Here is a 24,084-nt window from a genome sequence, read left to right as displayed (position 1 = left end):
GTTAGAGATGAAAAAGGCGCTTCTGGTGGTCAGCTTTGGCACCAGCTATCACGACACCTGTGAGAAAAATATTGTGGCCTGTGAGCGCGATCTCGCAGCCAGTTGCCCTGATCGCGACCTGTTCCGGGCGTTTACCTCCGGGATGATTATCCGCAAGCTCAAGCAGCGTGACGGCATTGAAATCGACACACCGCTGCAGGCGCTGCAAAAACTGGCGGAGCAGGGGTATCAGGATGTGGCTATTCAGTCGCTGCACATTATCAATGGCGACGAATACGAAAAAATTGTCCGCGAAGTGCAAAGTATGCGTCCGCTGTTTTCACGCCTGACGTTGGGTGTACCGCTACTGAGCAGCCATGAAGATTACGCCCAGCTGATGCTGGCGCTGCAACAGCAAATGCCGACGCTTAGAGAAAATGAAAAAGTGGTGTTTATGGGACACGGCGCCAGCCATCATGCCTTTGCCGCCTATGCCTGTCTCGACCATATGATGACGGCGCAGCGCTTTCCGGCGCGGGTTGGGGCGGTGGAAAGCTATCCGGAAGTGGATGTGCTGATTGAAAGTTTATCCCAGGAAGGGGTGACGGCGGTGCATCTGATGCCGCTGATGTTAGTTGCTGGTGACCATGCCATCAATGATATGGCCTCTGACGAAGATGATTCGTGGAAAACATTGTTCAATGCGGCCGGGATAACGGCTACGCCATGGCTCAGTGGACTGGGTGAGAATCCGGCGGTTCGCGCCATGTTCGTGGCACATTTACAGCAGGCGCTTAATGTGGCGCTGGAGGAAGCAGCATGAGCGGGAAACTGTACGCATTAAGCACCGGACCTGGCGCTTCCGATCTGATCACCGTACGTGCTGCACGTACGCTGGGCATGCTGGATATTCTCTATGCGCCTGCCGGGCGTAAAGGCGGCGATAGCCTGGCGCTGTCGATTGTACGGGAGTATATCGGCGAGCAGACCGAGGTCCGCTGCTGCCATTTTCCCATGAGTGCCGACAGCGCGGAAAAAGAGGCCGTCTGGGATGAGGTTGCAACCGCGCTGGTTCAGGAAGTCGAAGCTGGAAAAAAAGTAGGTTTTATTACGCTCGGCGACGCCATGCTGTTCAGTACCTGGGTCTTTTTACTGCAGCGCATTGGTTCGCCTGACTGGTTAGAAATCGTCCCGGGCGTGACTTCTTTCGCTGCGATTGCCGCGCGTTCGAAAACCCCGCTCGCCATGGAGCAACAATCGCTGGCAGTGGTCTCCTGTACCGCGCCGGAAGCTGAAATTCAGCAGGCGTTAAAGCAGCATGACAGTCTGGTGTTGATGAAAGTGTACGGTCGTTTTGCGCGTATCAAAGCGCTGCTGCAACAAGAAGGTTTGTTGGGCTGCGCATTAATGATGTCTGAAGCCACGCTGCCAGGTGAACAGTGCTGGCGTCATCTCGATGAGGTGAGCGACGATCAGCCGCTGCCTTATTTCTCGACCATTCTGGTCAACAAACAGTGGGAGTATGCACAATGAAGCTTGAACAACAGCTAAAACAGCTGTCTTTCAGCGGGTTGGCTGCGGCGCTATTACTGATGATTGTTCCTGAGCAAGCGTTCGCCATGCACATTATGGAAGGCTTCTTGCCGCCGATGTGGGCGCTGGCATGGTGGCTGCTGTTTTTACCCTGCCTGTGGTACGGTCTGGTGCGTTTGCGCCAAATCGTGCAGGAAGATAACCACCAGAAAGTTTTACTGGCACTGTGCGGCGCCTTTATTTTTGTGCTGTCGGCGCTGAAAATTCCTTCCGTTACCGGAAGTTGTTCACACCCTACCGGCGTAGGCCTGGCAGTTATCCTGTTTGGACCTGGCGTAGTGGCCATCCTCGGGGCGATCGTTCTGCTGTTCCAGGCACTGCTGCTGGCACACGGTGGTTTAACGACGCTTGGCGCGAACGGCATGTCGATGGCGGTAATTGGCCCGGTAGTGGGTTACATGGTGTGGAAAATGGCCTGCCGTGCAGGGCTGCGTCGTGATGTTTGCGTCTTCTTGTGCGCGATGCTGGCGGATCTCGTCACCTATTTCGTGACGTCGGTACAGCTGGGCGTGGCGTTCCCGGATCCCTCTGCTGGCGCTACCGGTTCAATCATTAAGTTCATGGGGATTTTCTGTCTGACGCAGATCCCAATCGCGATTGCGGAAGGGTTACTCACCGTGCTGATTTACGATCAGCTAACCAAACGCCAGTTAATAACCGCACAAGGACATTAACGATGAAAAAGACGCTGATTATATTGGGCATGGTAGTGGCGCTGGTGATCCTGCCGTTCTTTATCAACCACGGTGGAGAGTACGGCGGTTCAGACGGTGAGGCGGAGAGTCAGATTCAGGCTATTGCCCCGCATTATGAACCCTGGTTCCAGCCGCTGTATGAACCGGCAAGCGGTGAAATTGAAAGTCTGCTGTTTACACTTCAGGGATCGCTGGGCGCAGCCGTGATTTTCTATATTCTGGGTTATACCAAGGGCAGGCAACGCCGTGATGACCGGGCTTGACAGGCTTAGCTATCAAAGCCGTTGGGTTCATGTCTCGCCAGTGCGGAAATTTCTGCTCTGGCTGGTGATGATGATTCTGGCGTTTACTCTGCCCCCGTTGGGGCAGGGTATTGAGCTGTTATTGATTGCCGCGCTGAGCTGCTGGCTGCTGCGTATTTCCTTCTGGCGCTGGTGCCGTTGGATGGCATTACCGTTTGGTTTTCTGGCGGTTGGCGTAGTGACCATCCTGTTTAGCATCAGCCGCGATCCACAGACGCTGTTGGCCAGCATACCTGTGGGAAGTTACTGGTTGGGGATCAGCGCACCAGGTCTGGTGACAGCGAATGAAACATTCTGGCGCAGCCTTGCAGCGCTGGCGGCAACCTTCTGGCTGGTACTGAATCTGCCGTTTCCGCAATTAATTATCCTACTCAAACGCGCGCACGTTCCTCGCCTGCTAACTGAGCAGATCCTGCTGACCTGGCGGTTTATTTTTATTCTGTTAGACGAGGCGCTGGCTATTCACCGCGCACAAACGCTGCGTTTTGGTTATCGTAGCTTGCCGTTGGGCTACCGCTCTCTGGCAATGCTGGTGGGATTGCTGTTCACTCGCGTGTTGATCCGCTACCAGCAAATGACCACCACACTGGATATCAAACTTTATCAGGGTGATTTTCACCTGTAAGGAAAAGTATGCTTGCCACCTCAGCGCTTTGGTTTCGCTATCAGGATGACCCGATCCTCAAAGGGCTAACGCTGGATTTTTCTACGCATGCCGTCACCGGGTTGGTAGGCGCTAATGGTTGCGGGAAATCCACGCTGTTTATGAACCTGAGTGGCTTATTGCGCCCACAGCAAGGCGCGGTGATGTGGCAGGGCAAACCGCTGGATTACAGTAAACGCGGCCTGCTGGCGCTGCGTCAACAGGTGGCAACGGTATTTCAGGACCCCGATCAGCAAATTTTTTATACCGATATCGACAGCGATATCGCCTTTAGCCTGCGCAATCTCGGGGTGGATGAGGCTGAAATCGCCCGACGCGTGGAAGATGCGCTTACGCTGGTCGACGCCCAGCATTTTCGCCATCAGCCCATTCAGTGTTTAAGCCATGGGCAAAAAAAACGCGTAGCGATAGCCGGGGCGTTGGTGTTGCAGGCGCAGTATCTGCTGCTGGATGAACCTACTGCGGGCCTCGACCCGTCAGGCCGCACGCAGATGATTGAGATTATCAAACGCATCGTAGCGCAAGGAAACCATGTCGTAATTTCAAGCCATGATATCGATCTTATCTATGAAGTCAGCGATGCGGTGTACGTTTTACGCCGGGGCGAAGTACTCACGCACGGCACGCCAGGTGACGTTTTCGCCCGTACGGATCTTATTGAACAAGCGGGATTAACTCAGCCCTGGCTGGTGAAGCTGCATACCGAGTTGGGCTTCCCGCTGTGTAAAACAGAGGCTGAATTTTTTAGCTGTATGCGAGAGAACGCACTGAAGGAGGCGTCATGACGCAGGCAATAATGTTGCAGGGAACGGCATCTGATGTGGGTAAAAGCGTATTGGTCGCCGGGCTGTGTCGTATTTTTTATCAGGATGGACTGCATACCGCACCGTTCAAATCGCAGAACATGGCGCTGAACTCTGGCATTACGCCAGAGGGAAAAGAAATGGGCCGCGCGCAAATTTTTCAGGCTGAAGCCGCAGGTATTACGCCAGATGTGCGTATGAACCCGGTTCTGCTTAAACCGACCAGCGATCGCAAAGCGCAGGTAGTGCTGATGGGCAAAGTAGCGACGGATATGGACGCGGTGAGTTACCACGAGTACAAACCACGTCTGCGGGAACAGATCCTGTCAGTTTATAACAGCCTGGCGCAGGAGTTCGATGTGCTGGTGCTGGAAGGTGCGGGGAGCCCGGCAGAGATTAACCTGCGCGATCGCGATATCGTCAATATGGGCATGGCAGAAATGGCGCAGTGCCCTGTCGTTTTGGTGGCGGATATCGATCGTGGTGGGGTATTCGCCTCCATTTACGGCACGCTGGCGCTGTTGCACGATCACGAACGCGCACGCGTAAAAGGGGTGATCATCAATAAGTTTCGCGGTGATGTGACGCTGCTGCACTCCGGTATCGAGCAAATTGAAGCGCTGACCGGTGTTCCGGTGCTGGGCGTGATGCCATGGCTGGATGTTGATCTGGAAGATGAAGATGGCGTTGCGCTGCAAAAGGGCAAGTATTTGCGCACTGATAAACGCGACATCGACATCGCCGTTGTGCAAATACCGCACATTTCTAACTTTACGGATTTCAATGCGCTTGCTGCGCAGCCGGATGTGCGTGTGCGCTATGTTCGCCAGCCTGAAGAGCTGGCGGGGGCCGATCTGGTGATTTTGCCCGGCAGCAAAAATACCCTTGGCGATCTGGTGTGGCTGCGTGAAAGCGGGATGGCGCATGGCGTCGTGCAATTGCATCGTAATAACGTACCGGTGGTGGGGATTTGCGGCGGTTATCAAATGCTCGGCGATACCATCATTGATGAAGTGGAGTCAGGACTCGGTACGCTGCCGGGGCTGGGCTTGCTCAATACCGTAACCCATTTTGCCCAGCACAAAACCACGACCCTGGTTGAGGGGCAAATGTCCTCATCGCTGCCTGACTGGCTGGCGGGCACGGCGGGGCTATCCGTTCGCGGTTATGAAATTCATATGGGCGAAACAGCATTAACCGATGAATGTCAGTCGGTGATGACGTTGCACAAAGACGGCGGCAACGTGGTTGACGGCGCGGTCACTGCGGATGGTCTGGCGTTCGGCACCTATCTTCACGGTCTTTTCGACAGCGATGATTTCACCCGTGCGTTGGTCAATGGCCTGCGAGAACGTAAAGGGTTAGCTCCGCTGGATTCCACCTTCCATTACGCGCAATATAAATCGCAGCAGTTTGATCTGCTGGCGGATGCGATGCGGCAACACATCGATATTGAGAAAATTTATACCATCATGCAGCAACACCGGGAGCCAGTATGATGATTCTGGTTACTGGCGGCGCGCGAAGCGGTAAGAGTCGGCATGCGGAAGCGCTGATCGCTGATTCCCCAAACGTTTTGTATATTGCGACTTCGCAGATTTTTGATGAGGAGATGGCTGCGCGAATTCAGCATCATCGCGATGGACGTCCTGCGCACTGGCGTACAGCCGAACGTTGGCAACATCTTGATGAACTGATCACGGCAGCGAACGATCCTCAGGAAGCCATTCTGCTTGAATGCATCACTACGATGGTGACCAACCTGCTGTTTGCTCTGGGCGGTGACAGCGATCCGGATAGCTGGGATTACGCGGCGATGGAGCAGTCTATCGAAGGTGAAATCCGTTCGCTGATTGCAGCCTGTCAGCGCTGCCCGGCAAAGATCGTGTTGGTCACTAACGAAGTGGGAATGGGGATTGTGCCGGAGAACCGTCTGGCGCGGCATTTTCGTGATATTGCAGGACGCGTGAACCAGCGACTGGCGGCGGCGGCTGATGAGGTCTGGCTGGTGGTATCAGGAATTGGAGTCAAAATTAAATGAGTAAGTTGTTCTGGGCAATGCTCTCTTTTATCAGTCGCTTGCCCGTTCCTGCTCGCTGGTCGCAAGGACTGGATTTCGAGCACTATTCCCGCGGTATTGTGATGTTCCCCCTGATTGGCGTCGTGTTGGGAGGGTTGACGGGGCTGGTCTTCATGGCGCTCCAGACCTGGTGCGGTATACCGTTGGCCGCCCTTTTTGCGGTGCTGACGCTGGCGTTATTGACCGGGGGATTTCATCTGGATGGTCTGGCGGATACCTGTGACGGCATTTTTTCGGCGCGTCGACGCGAGCGGATGCTGGAAATCATGCGCGACAGTCGTCTGGGAACCCACGGTGGACTGGCGTTAATTTTCGTTTTACTGGCGAAGGTGCTGGTGGTGAGCGAACTGGCTTTGCGTGGCACGCCGATGCTGGCTGCGCTGGCGGCGGCATGTGTCGCCGGGCGAGGAACGGCGGTGTTGCTGATGTATCGGCATCGCTATGCCCGCGAAGAAGGGCTGGGCAACGTTTTTATTGGTAAAGTCACCGGGCGTCAAACCTGCGTTACGTTGGGATTGGCGGCGATCCTTGCCGCCGTGCTGCTTCCCGGCATGCGCGGCGTGGCAGCGCTGGTTGTCACAATGGTGGCGATTTTTATTCTTGGGCAGTTATTAAAACGCACGTTGGGTGGGCAAACCGGCGATACGCTGGGCGCTGCCATTGAACTTGGCGAGTTGATTTTCTTGCTGGCTCTGCTCTGAGTCAGCCCACATACTGGAACCCTTATGCAGACTTTAACCTCTTTACACCGCGCGATCCCATTACCTGACAGTGCCGCGATGCTGCGCGCGCAGCAGCATATCGACGGCTTGCTTAAGCCGCCGGGAAGCTTGGGGCGACTCGAATCTCTCGCCGTACAATTGGCCGGGATGCCTGGCCTGAAGGGTGTGCCGCATGTGAATGGCAAAGCGATGCTGGTGATGTGCGCCGATCACGGCGTGTGGGATGAAGGGGTTGCCGTTTCACCTAAAGTTGTCACGGCTATACAGGCTGCCAATATGACGCGTGGAACGACCGGCGTCTGCGTCCTCGCCGCTCAGGCGGGGGCGAAGGTCCATGTGATAGATGTGGGGATTGATGCTGAACCTATTCCCGGCGTGGTGAATATGCGCGTGGCACGCGGCTGCGGCAATATAGCCGAAGGCCCGGCAATGAGCCATTCGCAGGCCGAGGAGCTGTTGCTGGAAGTCATTCGCTATACCCATGAACTGGCCAAAGACGGCGTAACGCTGTTTGGTGTCGGTGAGCTTGGTATGGCAAATACTACACCTGCGGCGGCCATTGTTAGCGTGCTTACCGGCAGTGATGCTGAGGAAGTCGTGGGTATTGGCGCTAACCTTCCTCTTTCTCGGGTGGGGAATAAGGTAGACGTTGTGCGTCGGGCAATTGCCGTCAATCAGCCGGATCGCCATGACGGTGTCGATGTGCTGGCTAAAGTTGGTGGGTTCGATCTTGTCGGCATGGCAGGGGTAATGTTGGGGGCGGCCTCCTGCGGCCTGCCGGTCGTGCTGGATGGTTTTCTTTCTTATTCCGCTGCGCTGGCGGCCTGCCAGATTGCACCACAAATTAAACCCTACCTAATCCCGTCACATTTCTCCGCTGAGAAGGGCGCCCGTACCGCGCTGGCGCATCTTGAATTGGATCCATATCTGAATATGGGGATGCGTTTGGGTGAAGGCAGTGGGGCCGCGTTGGCGATGCCAATTGTTGAGGCTGCTTGTGCGATGTACAACAATATGGGGCAGTTAGTCGCCAGTAACATCGAGCTTCCGGATGGTAAGGAAGCGTAGTTACCGCTCAACCTGAACCTCGCCTGTTGGCGAGGTTTTTTTATGCGCAAATATGTCGTAACCCACTAAAACAGATAATAAAAGCTATAATTAACGGATATCTGCTGCGACGAAGGAAAGGAAAAAGATGCGTCGTGTAAAACTGCTTTGTTCACTCATTATGCTGCTTGCGAGTCAGGGCGCGCAGGCGGTGAGTTATCCACTGCCGCCAGAGGGCAGTCGCCTGGTGGGTAGCCCTTTGACTATTACGATTCCACCAGGTAATACCAAGCCGCTGGAGGCATTTGCCGCTCAGTACGGGCAGGGGTTGAGCAATATGCTTGAAGCCAATCCGGGCGTCGATGTTTTTCTGCCTAAATCGGGTTCAACGCTGGTTGTGCCGCAGCAACTGATATTACCGGATACCGTACGCGAGGGGATTGTCATCAACGTCGCCGAGATGCGGCTTTACTATTATCCTGCTGGCAGCAATACGGTTGAGGTTTTACCCATTGGCATTGGTCAGGCGGGTAGAGAAACGCCGCGCAACTGGGTGACGGCGGTAGAGCGTAAGCAGGAAGCACCAAGCTGGACACCGACGCCAAATACCCGACGCGAATACGCCGCTCGCGGGGAAAGCTTGCCAGCATTTGTTCCTGCCGGGCCAGAAAATCCGATGGGCCTGTATGCAATTTATATCGGCAGGCTTTATGCCATTCACGGGACAAATGCCAATTTCGGTATTGGTCTGCGGGTAAGCCAGGGGTGTATCCGTTTGCGGAATGACGACATCAAGTACCTGTTTGATACGGTGCCTGTAGGGACCCGTGTACAATTAATTGACCGACCGGTGAAATACAGCGAAGAGCCGGACGGTAGTCGGTGGGTGGAAGTGCATGAGCCGCTGTCGCGAAATCGTTCGGAATACGAGTCTGACAGAAAGGTACCTTTGCCAGTCACTCCCGCTCTGCGTACCTTTATCAGCGGGAATGACGTGGATGTGAGCCGTGGGAACCAGGCACTGGAAAGACGTTCCGGTATGCCGGTGAACATCAGCCTGGTACAGAAACATTATTAATTTTCAGGGCGACTCTGGTGACCTTCAGGTCGGATGGGTCGCTTTTTTTATTTGATACTGCCCCATTTTTACCACGCCAATATGGTCTGCCATTAGTTGAGCTTCGTGTTCGCTGTGGGTAACCAACAGCGCCGTTTGCCCGGCGGCGCGCAAAATATCCCGTACCTCGTTGCCAAGACGTTCACGTGTGCGCTTATCAAGGCTGGAGAAGGGTTCATCGAGCAACAGGATTTCCGGATGTGGCGCCAACGCGCGCGCAAGGGCGATACGCTGTTGTTGCCCGCCTGAAAGCTCATGCGGATAGCGGTTGGCATGGCTGTGTAACTCCACCATTTTCAACAGCTCAGTCACTCTGGCCTGTTGTTCCTCACGCGGCATGCGACGCAATCCAAAGGCCACATTTTGCTGCGCGGTCAGATGGGGGAATAACGCATATTCCTGGAAGACCATGCCGACATGACGTTTTTCCGGTGGCAGATGAATGCCGGGACCGGCAACACGGCGCTGTGACACATAGATCTCTCCGTTTTGCAGGCGTTCAAATCCGGCAACTGCGCGTAGCACCGTGGTTTTTCCGCAGCCTGAAGCGCCCAGCAGACAGGCGATTTCACCTTTACGTACCGACATTGAAAATCCGCTCAGTACCGATTGCTGGCTGTTGCCATAAGTAACGTGTACATCCTGGAGTCGTAATGCAATTTCTGACATTGTTGCTCTCTTAACCACGGCGAGTCATTTGGTGACGCACCAACAAAATAACCGGTAGCGTGCCAGCTAAAACAATCATTAGCGCGGCGATAGCACCTTCTTCATAGGTTCCACGGGCGGCTTCCGCATACAACAATGTTGCCAGCGTTTCGAAATTGACCGGGCGCAAAAGCAACGTTGTTGGCAGTTCTTTCATGGCATCGGCAAAAACCAGCAGGGCACTGCTGACTAACGCTGGACGCAGCAGGGGAAAATGGACCCGTGCAAACGTCCCCGCACCATTCTCACCCAACAGACGAGACGCCTGTTCCAGCGAGGGGGGGATACGGCCCAGACCAGAATCCAGTGCGCCAATGGCAATCGCCTGGAATCGCATGGCACAACAAATTACCAGCAGGATCCCGGCGGACATCAGCGGCAGACCACGAACATCCAGTAAATCGGCCAGCCAGCGGTCTACCGCCATGGCGGGGGTCAAAAAACCAATTGCCAGAATTGTGCCGGGAACCGCATAGCCTAAAGAAGCCAGACGCATCACGCCGCGACGAAATCCTGGCATGGCGTTGTCGGCGGCGCTATGACGCGCGCTCCAGGCCACTAACATACTGACGCAAACCACCACCAGCGTGGTTCCTGCCGCCAGCGATAGCGTATTTTGTAATGCTGATAGTAACGAAGAGGAAAGCGGATTCTCATCACCTATGCGTTTGGCGCTTTCCCACATTAAAAACAGAACCGGAGCCAGAAAACCCAGCAGGACAGGCAGTGAAATAACGCCACCAAGCAGCCAGCCACGCCAGCCCTGCACGCGCGTAGGTTGAATTTCCCGTAGGCTGCGACTGCTGAATCCTTGTTTTCTGCGACCATAAAATTCCAGCGTCAGAATAAGGAATATAAACATCAGCATCATGCAGGCAATTTGCGCCGCGGCAGATAAATCAGAACGCGAGATCCATGTGGTGTACACGGTAACGGTTAACGTCTGTACCCCGAGAAACTCCGATGCGCCGATATCGTTGAGCGTTTCCAGTAGTGCCAGGCTGATCCCAACGGCCAGTGCCGGACGGGCCATGGGCAATGCAACACGAAAGAAGGTTCCGGTTGCGCTGCATCCCAGCGTGCGTGCGGCTTCCAGTAAATGGGCCGGTTGGCTAATAAACATGGCGCGGGTTGTCAGATACACGTATGGGTAAAGCACCAATCCGAGTAGGATGATTGCGCCGGAAAGTGAGCGCAAATCTGGCAGACGGAACTGTCTTGGGCTGTCAAAACCCAGTAAAAAACGGATAAAGGTTTGCAGGGGGCCAATCGGATGCAGCAGATCGAGCCACGCAAAGGCCACAATGTAGGTCGGCATCGCCAGCGGCAACAGTAACGCCCAGCTAAGTATTTTACGTCCAGGGAAATCCCATGCCGTTACCGCCCATGCGCTGCCTACGCCAATCACGCCGACCATCACCGCGACACCGGCTAATAACAGCACGGTATTTTTTAGTGCGGCAGGTAGTACATACGTCAGGAGATTACCCCAGTGAGATAAATCGGCCTGGGTAGCCTGCCAAATCAGCGCTATGATCGGTGTCAGAACGCCAAGCGCCACGCACAGTGCGCCAAGATGTAGCGGCGTTAATAATGACTGCGGCCCAGAAACCAGGCCGCGTAACGTCGGAAACTGCAGAGGTTTATTGATCGAATCCAACTTTATCTACCAGCAGACTAGCTTGTTTACGATATTTAACGATTTCGGTTAATGGTGTTTTATCGACGTCGATTTCGCCAATAGTTGCGTTGATAACCGGGTCAAGCGTCACGCCTTTCAGTACCGGGTATTCGAAGTTCGCTTTCGCATATTGCTGCTGGGCAGGTGCGGAAACCAGATATTCCATCAGCTTAACGGCATCGGCTTTATTTGGCGCATAGCGGGCTACAGCTGCACCACTGATGTTGACGTGTGTACCGCCATTTTCAAAGGTAGGTTTAACGACTTTAATCGCATCGCCCCATTGACGCGCATCGCTGCCTTCTTTGGCATTTTTCATATGGCCGACGTAATAGGAGTTGGCGAGACCAATATCGCAAATGTCGCCGAGGATATCGCGAGCAACATCGCGATCGCCACCAGTAGCTTTACGCGCCAGGTTAGCTTTCACACCGCGCAGCCATTCTTCGGTCTTTGCTTCGCCGTGATGAGCAATCATTGCGGCGATCAGCGCCGTGTTATACGGGTGCTGTCCGGAACGAATACAGACTTTACCTTTGTACTCAGGGCTGGCGAGTTGTTCGTAATGCCAGTTATCGATTGGCAGTGACTTCTCGGCATACAGCACGCGGGCACGCATCGATAGCGCAAACCACTGATTATCTGCACCGCGCAGATTAGCCGGAATAGCGGTTTTCAGTGCTTCTGACTCTACTGGCTGAGTTACACCCGCTTCCACTAAATCAATGAGATTACCGGCATCGACGGTCATCAGCAGGTCGGCAGGTGAATTTTTACCTTCAGCTTTAACGCGCTCAAGCATACCGTCCTTGATATAGACCGTACTGACTTTGATGCCGCTGGTTTTGGTCCAGCTATCAAGCAAAGGCTGGATTAGACCCGGTTCACGGGTTGTATAGAGCGTTAACGTTTCCTGAGCGAAAGCCGGTAGGCTAACTGAGAAGACCAGGGAAGAGGCAAGAGTGATACGGCGCAGTCCGGCGCGAGGCAGAGAATTCATCGTTTATATCCCAGAGTAATTGGAACGTACAGTGAACCGAGCGAGGGCTCGTTCCTTTGGCTCGCGTACAATAAATGATAATCACTAGCACTTACAATAATTGCAAAGTTTAAACGATTTACATTTACATAACTTTAATCAACGTTGTGATGCGGCATGTAACGGGGTGCGGAGCAGGCAGGGTGCTTATCAGAGGGGATTTTATAGCGACCGAAAAAGCAAAAAGCCTGCTTAGTTTCCTAAGCAGGCTTCTTAAATTTGGCTCCTCTGACTGGACTCGAACCAGTGACATACGGATTAACAGTCCGCCGTTCTACCGACTGAACTACAGAGGAATCGTGTGAACGAGGCGCATATTACTGACCTCACCATGAGGTGTCAACAGTAAAATTAGCGCGTCATTTCAATTGCTTAATTAATCTTCAAATTCAGCGTTAATGCACATTTGGTGAGCGATAATGACCATCTTAGCGGGTATCGCGTAACCGCTCCATGGGGTTCTGGCGGTAAAACTGAATAAAACGCTGCCATAAGGCCGGAAAACGTGGCGCAAATAATTCAGGAGCACTGAAGAAATACTCCGAAAGAACGGCAAAGCATTCGGCCGGGTCGGTTGCTGCGTAAGCATCTATACTGCACGCGGTTTCACCGACCAGATCAATTTCATCCTGAATGTTATTCATTGCGGCATACAGGTCGTGCTCCCAACCGGCAATATCTCGCAGAGGGATCGCCGGAATACCGCTGGCGCGGTCGCCATTACGCATATCAAGCTTATGTGCCACTTCATGGATGATCAGATTAAAGCCGGAGGCATCAAAAGAATCCTGAATGTCGAGCCAGTTAAGGATTATCGGACCTTGCTGCCAGCTCTGCCCGGACTGTACAACCCGTTGATTATGCACCAGTCCAATATCGTCTTCCCATTCATCGTCCACGACAAACGGGGCAGGGTAGATGAGAACTTCATGAAACCCGTCGAGCCACTCGACCCCTAATTCCAGGACAGGCAAACAGAAAAGCAGCGCAATGCGCGCACTTTTCAGCGGGTCAAGTTCAAACCCCTGAAGCGCTACCAATCTTTTTTGCTGTAAAAAGCGCTCGGCCAGGGCGATAAGTCTGGCTTGTTCTTGCTCGGTGAGATTCACCAGAAGAGGAATAGCCAGGGCGTCGTCCCACGGCCAGTCGTCACTCCGGGTTGTTTCTTGCTCTTTCCAGGGCCACTTAATCATCGTTTTGCTCGCAAACTCGTCACTTGAACGAAATTGACGGAACGGGGTCTGTTAAAATGCCAAATTACCTGGCATCATGGCAACCGCCAAAACGGAGAGATGCCAGAGCGGCTGAATGGACCGGTCTCGAAAACCGGAGTAGGGGCAACTCTACCGGGGGTTCAAATCCCCCTCTCTCCGCCACTATTCAAACACTTAGCTCAATTCCTTTCAACGACTCATGTCACACTTGGTATAGTGTTGATATATTCGCTTAGTATAAAGCTCGCCATCATCATGTTCTGATTTGCCCAATACTGGAAGATCCAGTGTGGGGGAAATTTTCACTTTTCTGTCATAAACCGCAACCTGGCGTTCAGTTTTGTGATCTGAGAATAGTTGTTTGTCCTTTCTCGTTTCTATCAAGTTTTTTTCCTGCGGCTCAAAGTTAAACCAGGGGCAGGGTAGCTAAAGTTATTTTGGCTTTTATGCTAGAAGAAGATAGCCCCAGAAACCAGGCCGTTAGAGAAATTAGCAACAAGCCTCGAGAATAAATCTGACAGTTATCTTTGAGCGATGAGCGGGCGCACAAGACGGTGACAAGATTGCAATATTTGTTGGGGTTATGCCCACGACTTGTTTTGGATAAACTCACTTAACCCTTTGTGATACGATAATTATCTTAGATTGTCACATGGGGCCAGATTTTGAATTCATACATTTTCCTTGCCGGGGCCATTGTAGCTGAAGTAATAGGTACAACCCTGATGAAGTTCTCTGACGGGTTTACACGTCTATGGCCATCTGTCGCAACCATTGTGTGCTACTGCACTGCTTTTTATCTTCTCGCTCAGACGCTGTCGACGATTCCAACGGGTATTGCGTACGCAATTTGGTCAGGTGCTGGAATCGTATTAATCAGCCTTTTGGGCTGGTTGGTAAGTGGGCAAAAGCTGGATTTCCCGGCGATCGCAGGCATGTTCCTGATTTGCGCTGGGGTTCTGGTTATCAATATTTTTTCAAAATCTTCCCCGCATTAATTCTAAAAGAATGTCGGATATCTGGCGCTGTTAGCAGAGCTTATCCCTGTGCGGTGAAAAAGCCCGCTTGGTATGAAGCGGGCTTGCGTATTTTTGTCGTAATTAGAACTGGTAGACTAAACCAACGGCAACGATGTCGTCAGTTGCGATACCATTGCTTTCATAGAAGCTGTCGTCTTCGTCCAGCAGGTTGATTTTATAGTCAACGTAGGTGGACATGTTTTTGTTGAAGTAGTAAGTCATACCCACTTCAACATATTTGACCAGATCTTTGTCGGTGTAGCGTGGGGTGCCATTGCTATGGTGATCCCAGCCACCTAAGTCGACACCTTTAGATTGCAGGAATGCAACGGACGGGCGCAAACCAAAGTCAAACTGGTATTGTGCAACAACTTCGAAGTTCTGCGTTTTGTTGGCGATACCGCCTTTGTCATCACCATAAGCGGTCATATTGCGGGTTTCGGCATACATTGCAGCCAGGTATACGTTGTTAGCGTCATATTTCGCGCCAACAGTCCATGCATCTGCTGTTTCACCACCAGCATATTTACTGGTGTAGCTACGATCATTGCGACCTTCAGCAACTTGATTGTTAGAACGGTCAGAACTGGAGTATGCAGCGCCAAGACTTAAACCGAAGTCGAAGTCATAAGAGGTGGACATACCGAAACCGTCGCCGTTCTCACGTGTCAGGTCCCGACCTTTACCATTACCGGTACCTTCGCCTGAACCACCATCTTCATTATTGCCTTGATACTGCAAAGCAAAGTTCAGGCCATCAACCTGACCAAAGAAACCATTATTACGGTAAGTGGCCACGCCATTGGTACGACCGGTCATATACACGTCGGTCTGGGTGTAGGTGTCACCGCCAAATTCCGGCAGCATATCTGTCCAGGCTTCTACATCGTAGACGACGCCGTAGTTACGACCGTAGTCGAAGGTACCGTTCTGGCCAAAACCTAAACCGGCAAAGGCCAGACGAGTTGCAGCATTTGCGCCTTCACCTTCAGCAGTATTGGCCTTAATGTTGTATTCCCACTGACCATAACCAGTCAGCATGTCGTTGATCTGTGTTTCGCCCTTAAAACCCAGACGGGCATAGGTCTGATCGCCATCGTCGCCAGGGTTATCAGAGAAATAACGCAGACCATCGACTTTTCCATACAGATCCAGTTTATTGCCGTTTTTATTATAGATTTCAGCCGCATTTGCTGCGCCTGCAGCTAATAAAGCAGGGAGAAGCAGTGCCAATACTTTTCTTTTCATTATGTATTCCCTTTTCATGATAATTAAAATGAATATGTAGTACTATCCAAGCAACTACATTTGGATACTATCTATGAAGTTCATTTAATTTAAAATATAACATGTAACAAATGTATTTAAAATATTTCTAAATGTTTCATTGATGTGTTTTTATAACTAAAAATATATGTTGGATAAATTGTTATTTGTCACATAAATCATTTTTAATCAATATCTTATGTATATCTAGTTATTTATTTGAAACTTGAATTTTATTTGTGCGGAGTATTTGTTTTTGTTATTCATATAATATAGTTGTTGATATTGATATTATGGTTTCTATAAATTCATGTGGATTTTTTTTTGGTGCGATAATAAAAGTTAATTATGTAATGGGGCAGGCAGTGGTTTGCAATGAAAATTGTTGCTAAGGTGATTTTCTTTCTACAAAGGGAGATAGCATGAAACTGCACGACTGGCAGTCGCAATTTGAAGCTTGGTTAGCTGATAACCATTCCGGACAAGATGCTGCGCATGACATCTTTCACTTTCGTCGTGTGTGGATGACGGCGCAAAAGCTGAGTACAGATGCTACTGTAGACTGGCTAGTGGTGTTGACCGCGTGCTACTTCCATGATCTCGTCAGCCTGCCAAAGAACCATCCTGAGCGTCATCGTTCGTCGGTACTGGCAGCTCTGGAAACGCGTCGCATTTTGATGCGCGATTTTCCGGATTTTCCACAACAAAGAATACCTGCCGTGTGCCATGCCATCGAGGCGCACAGTTTTAGCGCCAAAATTGCACCAGAAACCCTTGAAGCGAAAATCGTGCAGGATGCGGACCGGCTTGAGGCGTTGGGGGCTATCGGTCTAGCGCGCGTATTTGCTGTGTCTGGTGCGTTAGGCGTGGCGCTATTTGATGCGGAAGATCCGTTTGCCCGCCAGCGTGGCCTTGACGACAAACAGTACGCGCTCGATCACTTCCAGACCAAGTTATTGACGTTGCCGTCGACGATGCAAACTGAACAAGGACGACATTTAGCGCAGCATAATGCTGACTTCTTACTGACGTATATGGCGAAGCTGAGTGCGGAGTTAAAAGGAGAGTATGAAATGCTGGATCTTGACGCGATTCAACCCTTTAAAGCACGTTAGTCGCCAGTACAGCCTCAACGTCAACCGCACTATTTTATGTTAATCTGTCGGTTATCCATTTCGGCCGGTTAAATGTATGCAGGATAATTTTTCAGTAGCAGGCTCCATGAACCCGATGACAGATGATAACAAGGCCGCCGCGCAGGTGATTTTGGCTAAGTTGCTTGAAATATATGACGTGAAAACCCTGGTTGCTTATCTGAACGGTGTTGGCGAGAACCGCTGGAGTCCGGCCATCTTTAAGCGAGTGGTGGCGAACGAAACATGGCATCGCCTCAGCGACAATGAGTTTACTTATCTGAATTCCTTGCTGCCGACGCCACCTGCGCATCATCCGCATTATGCCTTTCGATTTATCGATCTGTTTGCCGGCATTGGCGGGATTCGTCGCGGCTTTGAGGCAATTGGTGGGCAGTGCGTGTTTACCAGCGAGTGGAACAAGCATGCGGTGCGTACCTACAAAGCGAACAACTATTGCGATCCCTTCCAGCATCACTTTAATGAAGATATTCGTGATGTCACGCTGAGCCATCAGGATGGGGTGAGCGACCAGCAGGCGGCAGAACATATTCGCCAGCACATTCCAGAACACGATGTACTGCTGGCGGGATTTCCTTGTCAGCCCTTCTCCCTGGCCGGGGTGTCAAAGAAAAATGCGTTAGGGCGGGCCCACGGTTTTGCCTGTGATACACAAGGCACACTCTTTTTTGACGTGGTGCGCATTATCGACGCTCGTCGACCAGCAATATTTGTGCTCGAAAACGTCAAAAACCTGAAGAGTCACGATCAGGGCAAAACGTTTCGCATCATTATGCAGACGCTGGACGAGCTGGGGTATGACGTGGCAGATGCGGCAGATAACGGTCCGGATGATCCGAAAATTATCGATGGGCAACATTTTTTGCCTCAACATCGCGAACGTATCGTGCTTGTCGGCTTCCGACGCGATCTGAATTTGAAATCAGACTTCACGCTGCGGGATATTGTCACGCGTTATCCGCAGCGGCGTACTACCCTGGCGGAACTGCTTGAGCCGACCGTCGATGCGAAATATGTGCTGACGCCGGTGCTGTGGAAATACCTCTATCGCTATGCGAAAAAGCATCAGGCGCGGGGAAATGGATTTGGCTATGGCATGGTGTATCCCGGTAACCCTGATAGCGTAACGCGCACATTATCTGCGCGTTATTATAAGGATGGGGCGGAGATCCTGATTGACCGTGGCTGGGATATGGCGCTGGGTGAAAAAGATTTTGACGATCCGCAGAATCAGCGACACCGCCCACGCAGACTTACGCCCAGAGAGTGCGCGCGCCTGATGGGGTTTGAATCTCCGCAAGGCTATCAGTTCAGGATCCCCGTGTCAGATACTCAGGCTTATCGCCAGTTTGGTAATTCGGTGATCGTTCCGGCATTTGCGGCGGTGGCCAGGCTGCTGGAGCCAAAAATCAGGCAGGCAGTTGCTATTCGCGAGAAAGAGAACCTGCATGGCAGACGTTCACGATAAAGCAACACGCAGTAAAAATATGCGGGCGATAGCCACCCGCGATACCGCAATTGAAAAACGCCTTGCCAGCGTGCTGACAGAGCAGGGAGTAACGTTTCGCGTGCAGGATGCGACGTTACCCGGTCGCCCCGATTTTGTGGTGGATGATTATCATTGTGTGATTTTTACTCACGGTTGTTTCTGGCACCACCACGATTGCTATTTGTTTAAAGTCCCCGCGACACGAACGGAATTCTGGCTGGAAAAAATAGGCAAAAATGTCCAACGCGATGCGCGGGATTGTGAAAAATTGCAGGCTCTTGGCTGGCGCGTACTGATTGTCTGGGAGTGCGCCCTGCGTGGTCGCGAAAAGCTGGATGATGAGGCGTTATCTGAACGTGTCATCGAGTGGATCTGCGGCGGTGGCGACACCGCGCAGATCGACACTCTCGGTATTCATTTACTGTAATGTCTTTTCCGACGAACTCGCGACGGCATCCGCTTTAACAGGGAACAGGTATTTCCCCAACGTTACCAGCACCACTGCAAACACGATCACGCCGAGCGCCAGCCATTCGATAGGGGCTAGTCTTTCTCCCCCCAGACCGGTACCTAACAGCACCGCAACAACCGGATTGACGTAGGCATAGCTGGTGGCTAGCGCCGGGCTGACATTGCGGATCAAGAACATATACGCATTAATGGCAATAATGGAGCCAAACAGGGCCAGGTAAGCCACCGCCATAAAGCCTGAAAATGTTGGCATGGTGGTCAGTTTTTCCCCGGAGAGTAACGATGCGCACATCAGCACAATACCGGCTGCTAACATTTCAATGGCTCCGGCCATCATGCCAACGGGTAGCGTAATGCGTGAACCGTACACCGAGCCAAACGCCCAGCTTATCGAACCGATCAGGATTAAAATAGCGCCCCACGGATTGCCACTTAAATTGCCTCCGCTGTTCAGCATGATGATCCCTGCGAGCCCAATCGCTATCCCCAACCATTCCAGTTTGCGCGTTTTGATGCCAAAAAAGTGGCTAAAACACAGCGTAAATAGCGGGACGGTGGCGACCACCACGGCGGCAATACCGGAAGGGACATTTTGATGTTCTGCGACGGTGACCAGTCCATTACCCACAGCCAGCAGCAGGATACCAATTAACGCGGCGTTCAGGATTAAGCGTAAGGGGGGGAGCTTATGCCCGCGAATAAGTAAAAAACTTGTTAATAAAATTCCCGCAGAGAGAAAACGTACGGCTGCCATCATTAACGGCGGCCAGCTTTCAACACCAATGCGAATAACGAAGTACGTGGAACCCCAAATGATGTACAGCGCGAATAGCGCACTGAAAAGCGGTAACAATTGCCTGAAACGCATAATCCCTCACGGTAGAAATAAAAAGGTGCAACATAGTAAACGTCAAAACTATCTTACTGGCGAGATTTATAATTACGTGTCGATGTTAAAAACTTGTTGACCAGAAAGGTCAGTTTCAGCATGGCGTGTTTTACTTCATACTTATGACTGCAAAAAAATAATATTGAGGGTCAAAATTTTGGCAGGAAGTAGCTTACTAACCTTACTCGATGATATCGCCACGCTGCTGGATGATATATCAGTGATGGGAAAATTGGCCGCGAAAAAAACCGCGGGCGTGCTGGGAGATGATCTGTCGCTTAATGCGCAGCAGGTATCGGGCGTGCGGGCGAACCGTGAACTCCCGGTGGTCTGGAGCGTGGCGAAGGGGTCGTTTGTAAACAAAGTTATCCTTGTACCGTTGGCGCTATTGATAAGCGCATTTATTCCCTGGGCGATCACCCCATTATTAATGGTAGGTGGGGCGTTTCTCTGTTTTGAAGGGGTAGAAAAGGTTCTGCATACCCTGGAGGCGCGTAAGCACAAAGAAAGCCCGGAAGAGCGTCAGCAGCGTCTGGCTGCTCTGGCCGCACAGGATCCACTCACCTTTGAGAAAGATAAAATCAAAGGGGCAATACGTACTGACTTCATTTTGTCTGCCGAGATTGTTGCGATTACGCTGGGTATTGTAGCGGATGCACCTTTGCTGAATCAGGTGTTGGTGTTATCGGGTATCGCGTTAGTGGTGACCGTGGGCGTGTATGGCCTGGTCGGGATTATCGTTAAGCTTGACGACATCGGGTACTGGCTGGCAGAAAAACGTAGCCAACTTGCCCAGTCGCTGGGGAAAGGGTTGCTGGTGGTTGCCCCCTGGCTGATGAAAACACTTTCTGTGGTCGGTACATTGGCGATGTTTTTGGTGGGGGGCGGTATTGTGGTACACGGAATATCACCGCTGCATCATGCGATTGAACATTTTGCTCAACAGCAAAGTACATTGATTTCGCTAATGCTTCCGACCCTGCTTAACCTGGTGCTCGGCTTTATCATCGGTGGGATTGTCGTTCTGCTGGTGAAAGCTGTCGCCAGACTGCGCGGAGTTTCGCACTAATTGTTACAGGACTGATTATGCAAAACGCCTCTTTGTCATCTAAGGTGTAAAGGTTTCTCTTGATACAGGAGGCAGGTATGGTCTTTTCTGTCAGTGAGGAAGTCACCTCCAAAGAGGGTGGCCCACGTATGATCGTTACCGGGTATGCCAGCGGAATGGTGGAGTGTCGCTGGTACGACGGCTTTGGCGTTAAACGGGAAGCATTCCGTGAAGATGAACTGGTGGTGCCGGGCGAGCGAAGACAGCTCTGTCAGGATGCCTGAACATTTGACTCGACCGTAACCTGGTGATCTCTCACCCATTAGTTATATTTATCATTTTGGTGAGAATTATTTACTTGTCAGGCAAAAAAATTGCAGATAAGGTTTGGTTCACATCAGATTTTCTGGTGTAACGAATTTACAAGTGCTTCTTGCATAAGCAAGCTTGATCCCGACCCTATAAGGGCCGGGATTTTTTTCGCCCTCAGTCAGCGATTGATCTCCGATACGCTAAAGTCATGGATATCAAGCTCGAACGCGTCGGCCAGTTCATGCCATGTATGGTAATCTCGGCCGTCGACGCTAACGCGCTCCGGGTCATCCTGGCTGCGATGAATTTCACTCTCGCAGATTTCGTTGATTGCCTTTAGCAGCGCGTCCACATCGACGCTGACTTCACGTTTGGCCGTATCGCTGTACTCTTTCGCGGTTTTCATCCTCATACCTCTCAACCGTTAAGGATACCGGGGGAGCGTACCCAAACATCAGATACGCACAACTTAAGTATAGACCGTCGATAAAACCCGCAATCGCGCGTGCAGAGCGCTGCCAGAAAAAGGAATTTGTTCTACACTGGCACAAAGCCACAGGAGGAAAACTATGAAGGTGAATGATCGGGTCACAGTCAAAACGGACGGCGGTCCTCGTCGACCGGGCGTGGTACTGGCAATCGAAGAGTTTAGTGAAGGCACCATGTACCTGGTTTCGCTGGAAGACTACCCGCTCGGTATCTGGTTCTTTAATGAATCAGGTCATCAGGATGGTATCTTTGTGGAAAAAGTGGAGTGAGATGAGTTCCGCTGTTTGAATCTGACTGGTGGAGTCGCCACCAGTCAGAACGTCTTAGCGCATATTCACAAAGATACCATTGGTGACGTTATCCGTAAGTCTCACCACGTGATAGATAACTTGCTTATTATGCGTCTTAATCTTTCGTTTTATATTCCCCTTATGGGATGACACCGTCTTGGCTTTGATATTCATTTGATCTGATATCTGTATTGTTCCCTGACCCTCCATCCACATACGCAGCATGCTGGATTCGGTTCGACTTAATGATAATGTCGGCAGATTCACATCAATAGCAATATCTACTTCTTTTTTCAGAATATCGCCAAGTAGTTTATCCAGTGAGTCAGGTTTAATCGATTTAGAACTAATCAATAAGTTTTTTCTGACGAGTAGATATTCATCAAAATGCACGTTGGCAATTGCCATAAACACAATAAATAATGTGCTGGGATGCTGATTAATGATTTGCTTTATTTGCTGGCTATTAGCAGGATCGTGGATAAAGCAGTCCTCATTAATAAACACCACAGCGGGTTGTTGAGAGACACAGGCGAGACTGAGTTCATCAACGTTGGAAATGTTGTTGATTTCCCTTTTTTTCACTCCCCGACTTACCAGATACCCGGTTAACCCTAGTCGGGTGTAACTGCATAAATCCATAATAATCGTTGACATGGCATACCCTCACTCAATGCGTAACGATAATTCCCCTTACCTGATTATTTCATCACAACTAAACGGAATAATAACGACCCAAGATGACGCTTTCGCTGTTTTTCAGGCGAATTTACTATCCCGTAAAGTTGCGTATAATTTGCCAGGAAACATCTTAAAGTAAAGTGAATGTTGCGTTATGTGAGTGAGGCAAAAACAAATAAGCCGCGACAGAGATATCCTGGTGGATGTTGTCACTTTTTAAAATTAGGACAATCCTTAGTAAAACAGGATAAAAATTAAGGGTTATTATTTTCCAGGCATTTCGCTGACGATATCGGCCAGTAAATTAAAAATTTCACTGAATAATCGTTCGCAGAATGGCGCAATTAATGGCATTAGCGCCGCCATCAGTGAAATACCTACGGTCAGAGTGAGAGGAAAGCCGATGACGAAAACCGACAGCTGTGGCGCCATGCGATTTAACAAACCAAGTGCGAGGTTCAGCGTGAGTAGCAGCGTCATTACTGGCAGGGCCAGCATTAGCCCGTTGAGGAAAATCAGGCTACCCGCCCGTGCCAGCGCGAGAAACGCATTGCTGTTCACCGGATTGCCACCGATGGGCAGAGTATGAAAAGTATCTACCAGCAGCGAAATCAGCCATAAATGACCGTTAAAGGTCAGGAACAGCAGCATGGCGAGCATGTCGATCAGTCGTGCCAGAACCGGCATATTCAGACGGCTACCGGGATCGAAGAACGTCGCGAAGGAAAGGCCCATTTGCAGGCCAATTAATTCCCCGGCGGTACGTACCGCGGCAAACGCAAACTGCATGGTGAAGCCTAAAGCGATACCGATCAGGATTTGTTGCATTGCCTGCCATAGTGCGCCGATCGAAAAGATGGGGACGTCAACGGCGGGAATTGACGGGGCGATAACGACGGTTATCATCAACCCCAGCCCCAGCTTTACCCGTTTGGGGATGGCTCGTTCACTGAGGATGGGGGCCGTTGAGATGAGCGCCAGTATGCGCAGCAAAGGCCAGAAGTATAAATTCAGCCAGTGGAGCCACTCAACGCTGGTCACCTGCAACATAACGTTGTCTACCCGATGATGTAGGGGATATTGCTGAACAGCGTACGCACGTAGTCGAGCAGCAGGTTAAGCATCCACGGGCCAGCAACAATGATGGCAATAAACACCGCGACAATTTTGGGAATGAAGGACAGCGTCATTTCGTTAATCTGGGTCGCCGCCTGCAGAATACTGATGATAAGACCTGTGACGAGAGCGACCAACAGCAAAGGCGCAGCAAGGGCCAGGGCGACTTTCATCGCCTCTGTGCCCATCATCATGACCGATTCAGGAGTCATTTCG

The 24,084-nt window shown here is 51.4% G+C and carries 28 protein-coding genes, 2 tRNA genes and 1 pseudogene; 19 read left to right on the top strand and 12 right to left on the bottom strand.

The window, feature by feature from the left end; all coding sequences use genetic code 11:
• Positions 1-7 precede the first annotated feature (7 nt).
• From WN16_RS18010 to ldtA, 11 genes are all read left to right on the top strand, one after another.
• Positions 8-802, top strand: coding sequence for a sirohydrochlorin cobaltochelatase (locus WN16_RS18010; protein ID WP_003839033.1), 795 nt, complete (start codon positions 8-10; stop codon positions 800-802).
• Positions 799-1,512, top strand: a complete 714-nt coding sequence (locus tag WN16_RS18005) for a cobalt-factor II C(20)-methyltransferase (RefSeq protein ID WP_003839034.1) — start codon at positions 799-801, stop codon at positions 1,510-1,512. The genes WN16_RS18010 and WN16_RS18005 overlap by 4 nt, the downstream gene beginning before the upstream one ends.
• The gene (gene cbiM / locus WN16_RS18000) at positions 1,509-2,246 is read left to right on the top strand and encodes a cobalt ECF transporter S component CbiM (protein ID WP_003834098.1); all 738 of its coding nucleotides are present in this window, start codon (positions 1,509-1,511) and stop codon (positions 2,244-2,246) included. The genes WN16_RS18005 and cbiM overlap by 4 nt, the downstream gene beginning before the upstream one ends.
• A gap of 2 nt (positions 2,247-2,248) precedes the next feature.
• On the top strand, positions 2,249-2,530 hold the full coding sequence (locus tag WN16_RS17995) for an energy-coupling factor ABC transporter substrate-binding protein (RefSeq protein ID WP_003030289.1): 282 nt from the start codon (positions 2,249-2,251) through the stop codon (positions 2,528-2,530).
• Entirely contained in the window at positions 2,517-3,194 is a 678-nt protein-coding gene (locus WN16_RS17990) for an energy-coupling factor ABC transporter transmembrane protein (RefSeq protein WP_003030290.1), read from the top strand. Before WN16_RS17995 ends, WN16_RS17990 begins: the two co-directional genes overlap by 14 nt.
• 8 nt (positions 3,195-3,202) lie before the next feature.
• Entirely contained in the window at positions 3,203-4,018 is an 816-nt protein-coding gene (locus tag WN16_RS17985; RefSeq protein WP_003839037.1) for an energy-coupling factor ABC transporter ATP-binding protein, read from the top strand.
• A complete protein-coding gene (locus tag WN16_RS17980) occupies positions 4,015-5,535 on the top strand; it encodes a cobyric acid synthase (protein ID WP_003844229.1) in 1,521 nt (506 codons plus the stop codon). Before WN16_RS17985 ends, WN16_RS17980 begins: the two co-directional genes overlap by 4 nt.
• Positions 5,532-6,077, top strand: coding sequence for a bifunctional adenosylcobinamide kinase/adenosylcobinamide-phosphate guanylyltransferase (gene cobU / locus WN16_RS17975; RefSeq protein ID WP_003030294.1), 546 nt, complete (start codon positions 5,532-5,534; stop codon positions 6,075-6,077). Before WN16_RS17980 ends, cobU begins: the two co-directional genes overlap by 4 nt.
• Positions 6,074-6,817, top strand: a complete 744-nt coding sequence (gene cobS / locus WN16_RS17970; protein WP_003844226.1) for an adenosylcobinamide-GDP ribazoletransferase — start codon at positions 6,074-6,076, stop codon at positions 6,815-6,817. Before cobU ends, cobS begins: the two co-directional genes overlap by 4 nt.
• A 24-nt stretch (positions 6,818-6,841) precedes the next feature.
• Positions 6,842-7,906, top strand: a complete 1,065-nt coding sequence (gene cobT, locus WN16_RS17965) for a nicotinate-nucleotide--dimethylbenzimidazole phosphoribosyltransferase (protein ID WP_044701536.1) — start codon at positions 6,842-6,844, stop codon at positions 7,904-7,906.
• Positions 7,907-8,033: 127 nt separating this feature from the next.
• Complete coding sequence (gene ldtA / locus WN16_RS17960) at positions 8,034-8,963, top strand: L,D-transpeptidase (protein WP_032936776.1); 930 nt, start codon at positions 8,034-8,036, stop codon at positions 8,961-8,963.
• 24 nt (positions 8,964-8,987) lie between these two features.
• On the opposite strand, the gene WN16_RS17955 is transcribed toward ldtA, so the two are convergent.
• The 5 genes from WN16_RS17955 to mtfA form a co-directional block, all read right to left on the bottom strand.
• Positions 8,988-9,671 carry an ABC transporter ATP-binding protein gene (locus WN16_RS17955; protein ID WP_003844224.1) on the bottom strand — a complete coding sequence of 228 codons (684 nt, stop codon included), beginning with the start codon at positions 9,669-9,671 and terminating at the stop codon, positions 8,988-8,990.
• Between the two features lie 10 nt (positions 9,672-9,681).
• Positions 9,682-11,370, bottom strand: coding sequence for an iron ABC transporter permease (locus tag WN16_RS17950; protein ID WP_016150560.1), 1,689 nt, complete (start codon positions 11,368-11,370; stop codon positions 9,682-9,684).
• On the bottom strand, positions 11,354-12,391 hold the full coding sequence (locus WN16_RS17945) for an extracellular solute-binding protein (protein WP_044701535.1): 1,038 nt from the start codon (positions 12,389-12,391) through the stop codon (positions 11,354-11,356). The genes WN16_RS17950 and WN16_RS17945 overlap by 17 nt, the downstream gene beginning before the upstream one ends.
• A gap of 259 nt (positions 12,392-12,650) precedes the next feature.
• Positions 12,651-12,726, bottom strand: a tRNA-Asn gene (locus tag WN16_RS17940).
• Positions 12,727-12,858: 132 nt separating this feature from the next.
• A complete protein-coding gene (gene mtfA / locus WN16_RS17935; RefSeq protein ID WP_003030306.1) occupies positions 12,859-13,623 on the bottom strand; it encodes a DgsA anti-repressor MtfA in 765 nt (254 codons plus the stop codon).
• 93 nt (positions 13,624-13,716) lie between these two features.
• On the opposite strand from mtfA, the gene WN16_RS17930 reads away from it, so the two are divergent.
• Positions 13,717-13,806, top strand: a tRNA-Ser gene (locus tag WN16_RS17930).
• A 27-nt stretch (positions 13,807-13,833) separates the two neighbouring features.
• Here WN16_RS17930 and WN16_RS24595 read toward each other — a convergent pair.
• Positions 13,834-14,019: pseudogene (locus WN16_RS24595) on the bottom strand (hypothetical protein); the annotation flags it as partial.
• Between the two features lie 290 nt (positions 14,020-14,309).
• Here WN16_RS24595 and WN16_RS17920 point away from each other — a divergent pair.
• Positions 14,310-14,642, top strand: a complete 333-nt coding sequence (locus WN16_RS17920; RefSeq protein WP_003839058.1) for an EmrE family multidrug efflux SMR transporter — start codon at positions 14,310-14,312, stop codon at positions 14,640-14,642.
• Between the two features lie 102 nt (positions 14,643-14,744).
• On the opposite strand, the gene WN16_RS17915 is transcribed toward WN16_RS17920, so the two are convergent.
• The gene (locus tag WN16_RS17915; protein ID WP_032936822.1) at positions 14,745-15,911 is read right to left on the bottom strand and encodes a porin; all 1,167 of its coding nucleotides are present in this window, start codon (positions 15,909-15,911) and stop codon (positions 14,745-14,747) included.
• A 440-nt stretch (positions 15,912-16,351) separates the two neighbouring features.
• On the opposite strand from WN16_RS17915, the gene WN16_RS17910 reads away from it, so the two are divergent.
• The 3 genes from WN16_RS17910 to WN16_RS17900 all read left to right on the top strand — a co-directional run bounded on the left by WN16_RS17910 (position 16,352) and on the right by WN16_RS17900 (position 18,999).
• Positions 16,352-17,044 (top strand): phosphohydrolase, encoded by a 693-nt coding sequence (locus WN16_RS17910; RefSeq protein ID WP_003839062.1) that lies wholly within the window; start codon positions 16,352-16,354, stop codon positions 17,042-17,044.
• A 76-nt stretch (positions 17,045-17,120) separates the two neighbouring features.
• A complete protein-coding gene (locus tag WN16_RS17905; protein WP_032933152.1) occupies positions 17,121-18,551 on the top strand; it encodes a DNA cytosine methyltransferase in 1,431 nt (476 codons plus the stop codon).
• Entirely contained in the window at positions 18,532-18,999 is a 468-nt protein-coding gene (locus tag WN16_RS17900) for a very short patch repair endonuclease (RefSeq protein ID WP_003839067.1), read from the top strand. Before WN16_RS17905 ends, WN16_RS17900 begins: the two co-directional genes overlap by 20 nt.
• On the opposite strand, the gene yedA is transcribed toward WN16_RS17900, so the two are convergent.
• Positions 18,991-19,911, bottom strand: coding sequence for a drug/metabolite exporter YedA (gene yedA / locus WN16_RS17895; RefSeq protein WP_003839069.1), 921 nt, complete (start codon positions 19,909-19,911; stop codon positions 18,991-18,993). The two genes, WN16_RS17900 and yedA, sit on opposite strands and share 9 nt — an antisense overlap.
• A 175-nt stretch (positions 19,912-20,086) precedes the next feature.
• Between yedA and WN16_RS17890 the strand changes: the two genes are divergently transcribed.
• Positions 20,087-21,001 (top strand): DUF808 domain-containing protein, encoded by a 915-nt coding sequence (locus WN16_RS17890; protein ID WP_169316136.1) that lies wholly within the window; start codon positions 20,087-20,089, stop codon positions 20,999-21,001.
• 77 nt (positions 21,002-21,078) lie between these two features.
• Positions 21,079-21,264, top strand: a complete 186-nt coding sequence (locus tag WN16_RS17885; protein WP_003030415.1) for a DUF2158 domain-containing protein — start codon at positions 21,079-21,081, stop codon at positions 21,262-21,264.
• 206 nt (positions 21,265-21,470) lie between these two features.
• On the opposite strand, the gene yodD is transcribed toward WN16_RS17885, so the two are convergent.
• The gene (gene yodD, locus WN16_RS17880) at positions 21,471-21,698 is read right to left on the bottom strand and encodes a YodD family peroxide/acid resistance protein (protein WP_003030417.1); all 228 of its coding nucleotides are present in this window, start codon (positions 21,696-21,698) and stop codon (positions 21,471-21,473) included.
• Positions 21,699-21,861: 163 nt separating this feature from the next.
• Here yodD and dsrB point away from each other — a divergent pair, with 163 nt between their 5' ends.
• Positions 21,862-22,050, top strand: coding sequence for a protein DsrB (dsrB, locus tag WN16_RS17875; protein ID WP_003030419.1), 189 nt, complete (start codon positions 21,862-21,864; stop codon positions 22,048-22,050).
• A 54-nt stretch (positions 22,051-22,104) separates the two neighbouring features.
• On the opposite strand, the gene rcsA is transcribed toward dsrB, so the two are convergent.
• The 3 genes from rcsA to fliQ all read right to left on the bottom strand — a co-directional run bounded on the left by rcsA (position 22,105) and on the right by fliQ (position 24,080).
• Complete coding sequence (gene rcsA, locus WN16_RS17870) at positions 22,105-22,728, bottom strand: transcriptional regulator RcsA (protein WP_003030421.1); 624 nt, start codon at positions 22,726-22,728, stop codon at positions 22,105-22,107.
• A gap of 288 nt (positions 22,729-23,016) precedes the next feature.
• Positions 23,017-23,802 carry a flagellar biosynthetic protein FliR gene (fliR, locus tag WN16_RS17865; protein ID WP_003839074.1) on the bottom strand — a complete coding sequence of 262 codons (786 nt, stop codon included), beginning with the start codon at positions 23,800-23,802 and terminating at the stop codon, positions 23,017-23,019.
• 8 nt (positions 23,803-23,810) lie between these two features.
• Positions 23,811-24,080 carry a flagellar biosynthesis protein FliQ gene (gene fliQ / locus WN16_RS17860; RefSeq protein ID WP_003030425.1) on the bottom strand — a complete coding sequence of 90 codons (270 nt, stop codon included), beginning with the start codon at positions 24,078-24,080 and terminating at the stop codon, positions 23,811-23,813.
• Between the last annotated feature and the right edge of the window lie 4 nt (positions 24,081-24,084).

Origin of the sequence: Citrobacter sp. ABFQG (assembly GCF_004322975.1) — a bacterium.
GTDB lineage: Bacteria > Pseudomonadota > Gammaproteobacteria > Enterobacterales > Enterobacteriaceae > Citrobacter > Citrobacter freundii.
This window is presented reverse-complemented; position numbering and strand designations above follow the sequence as displayed.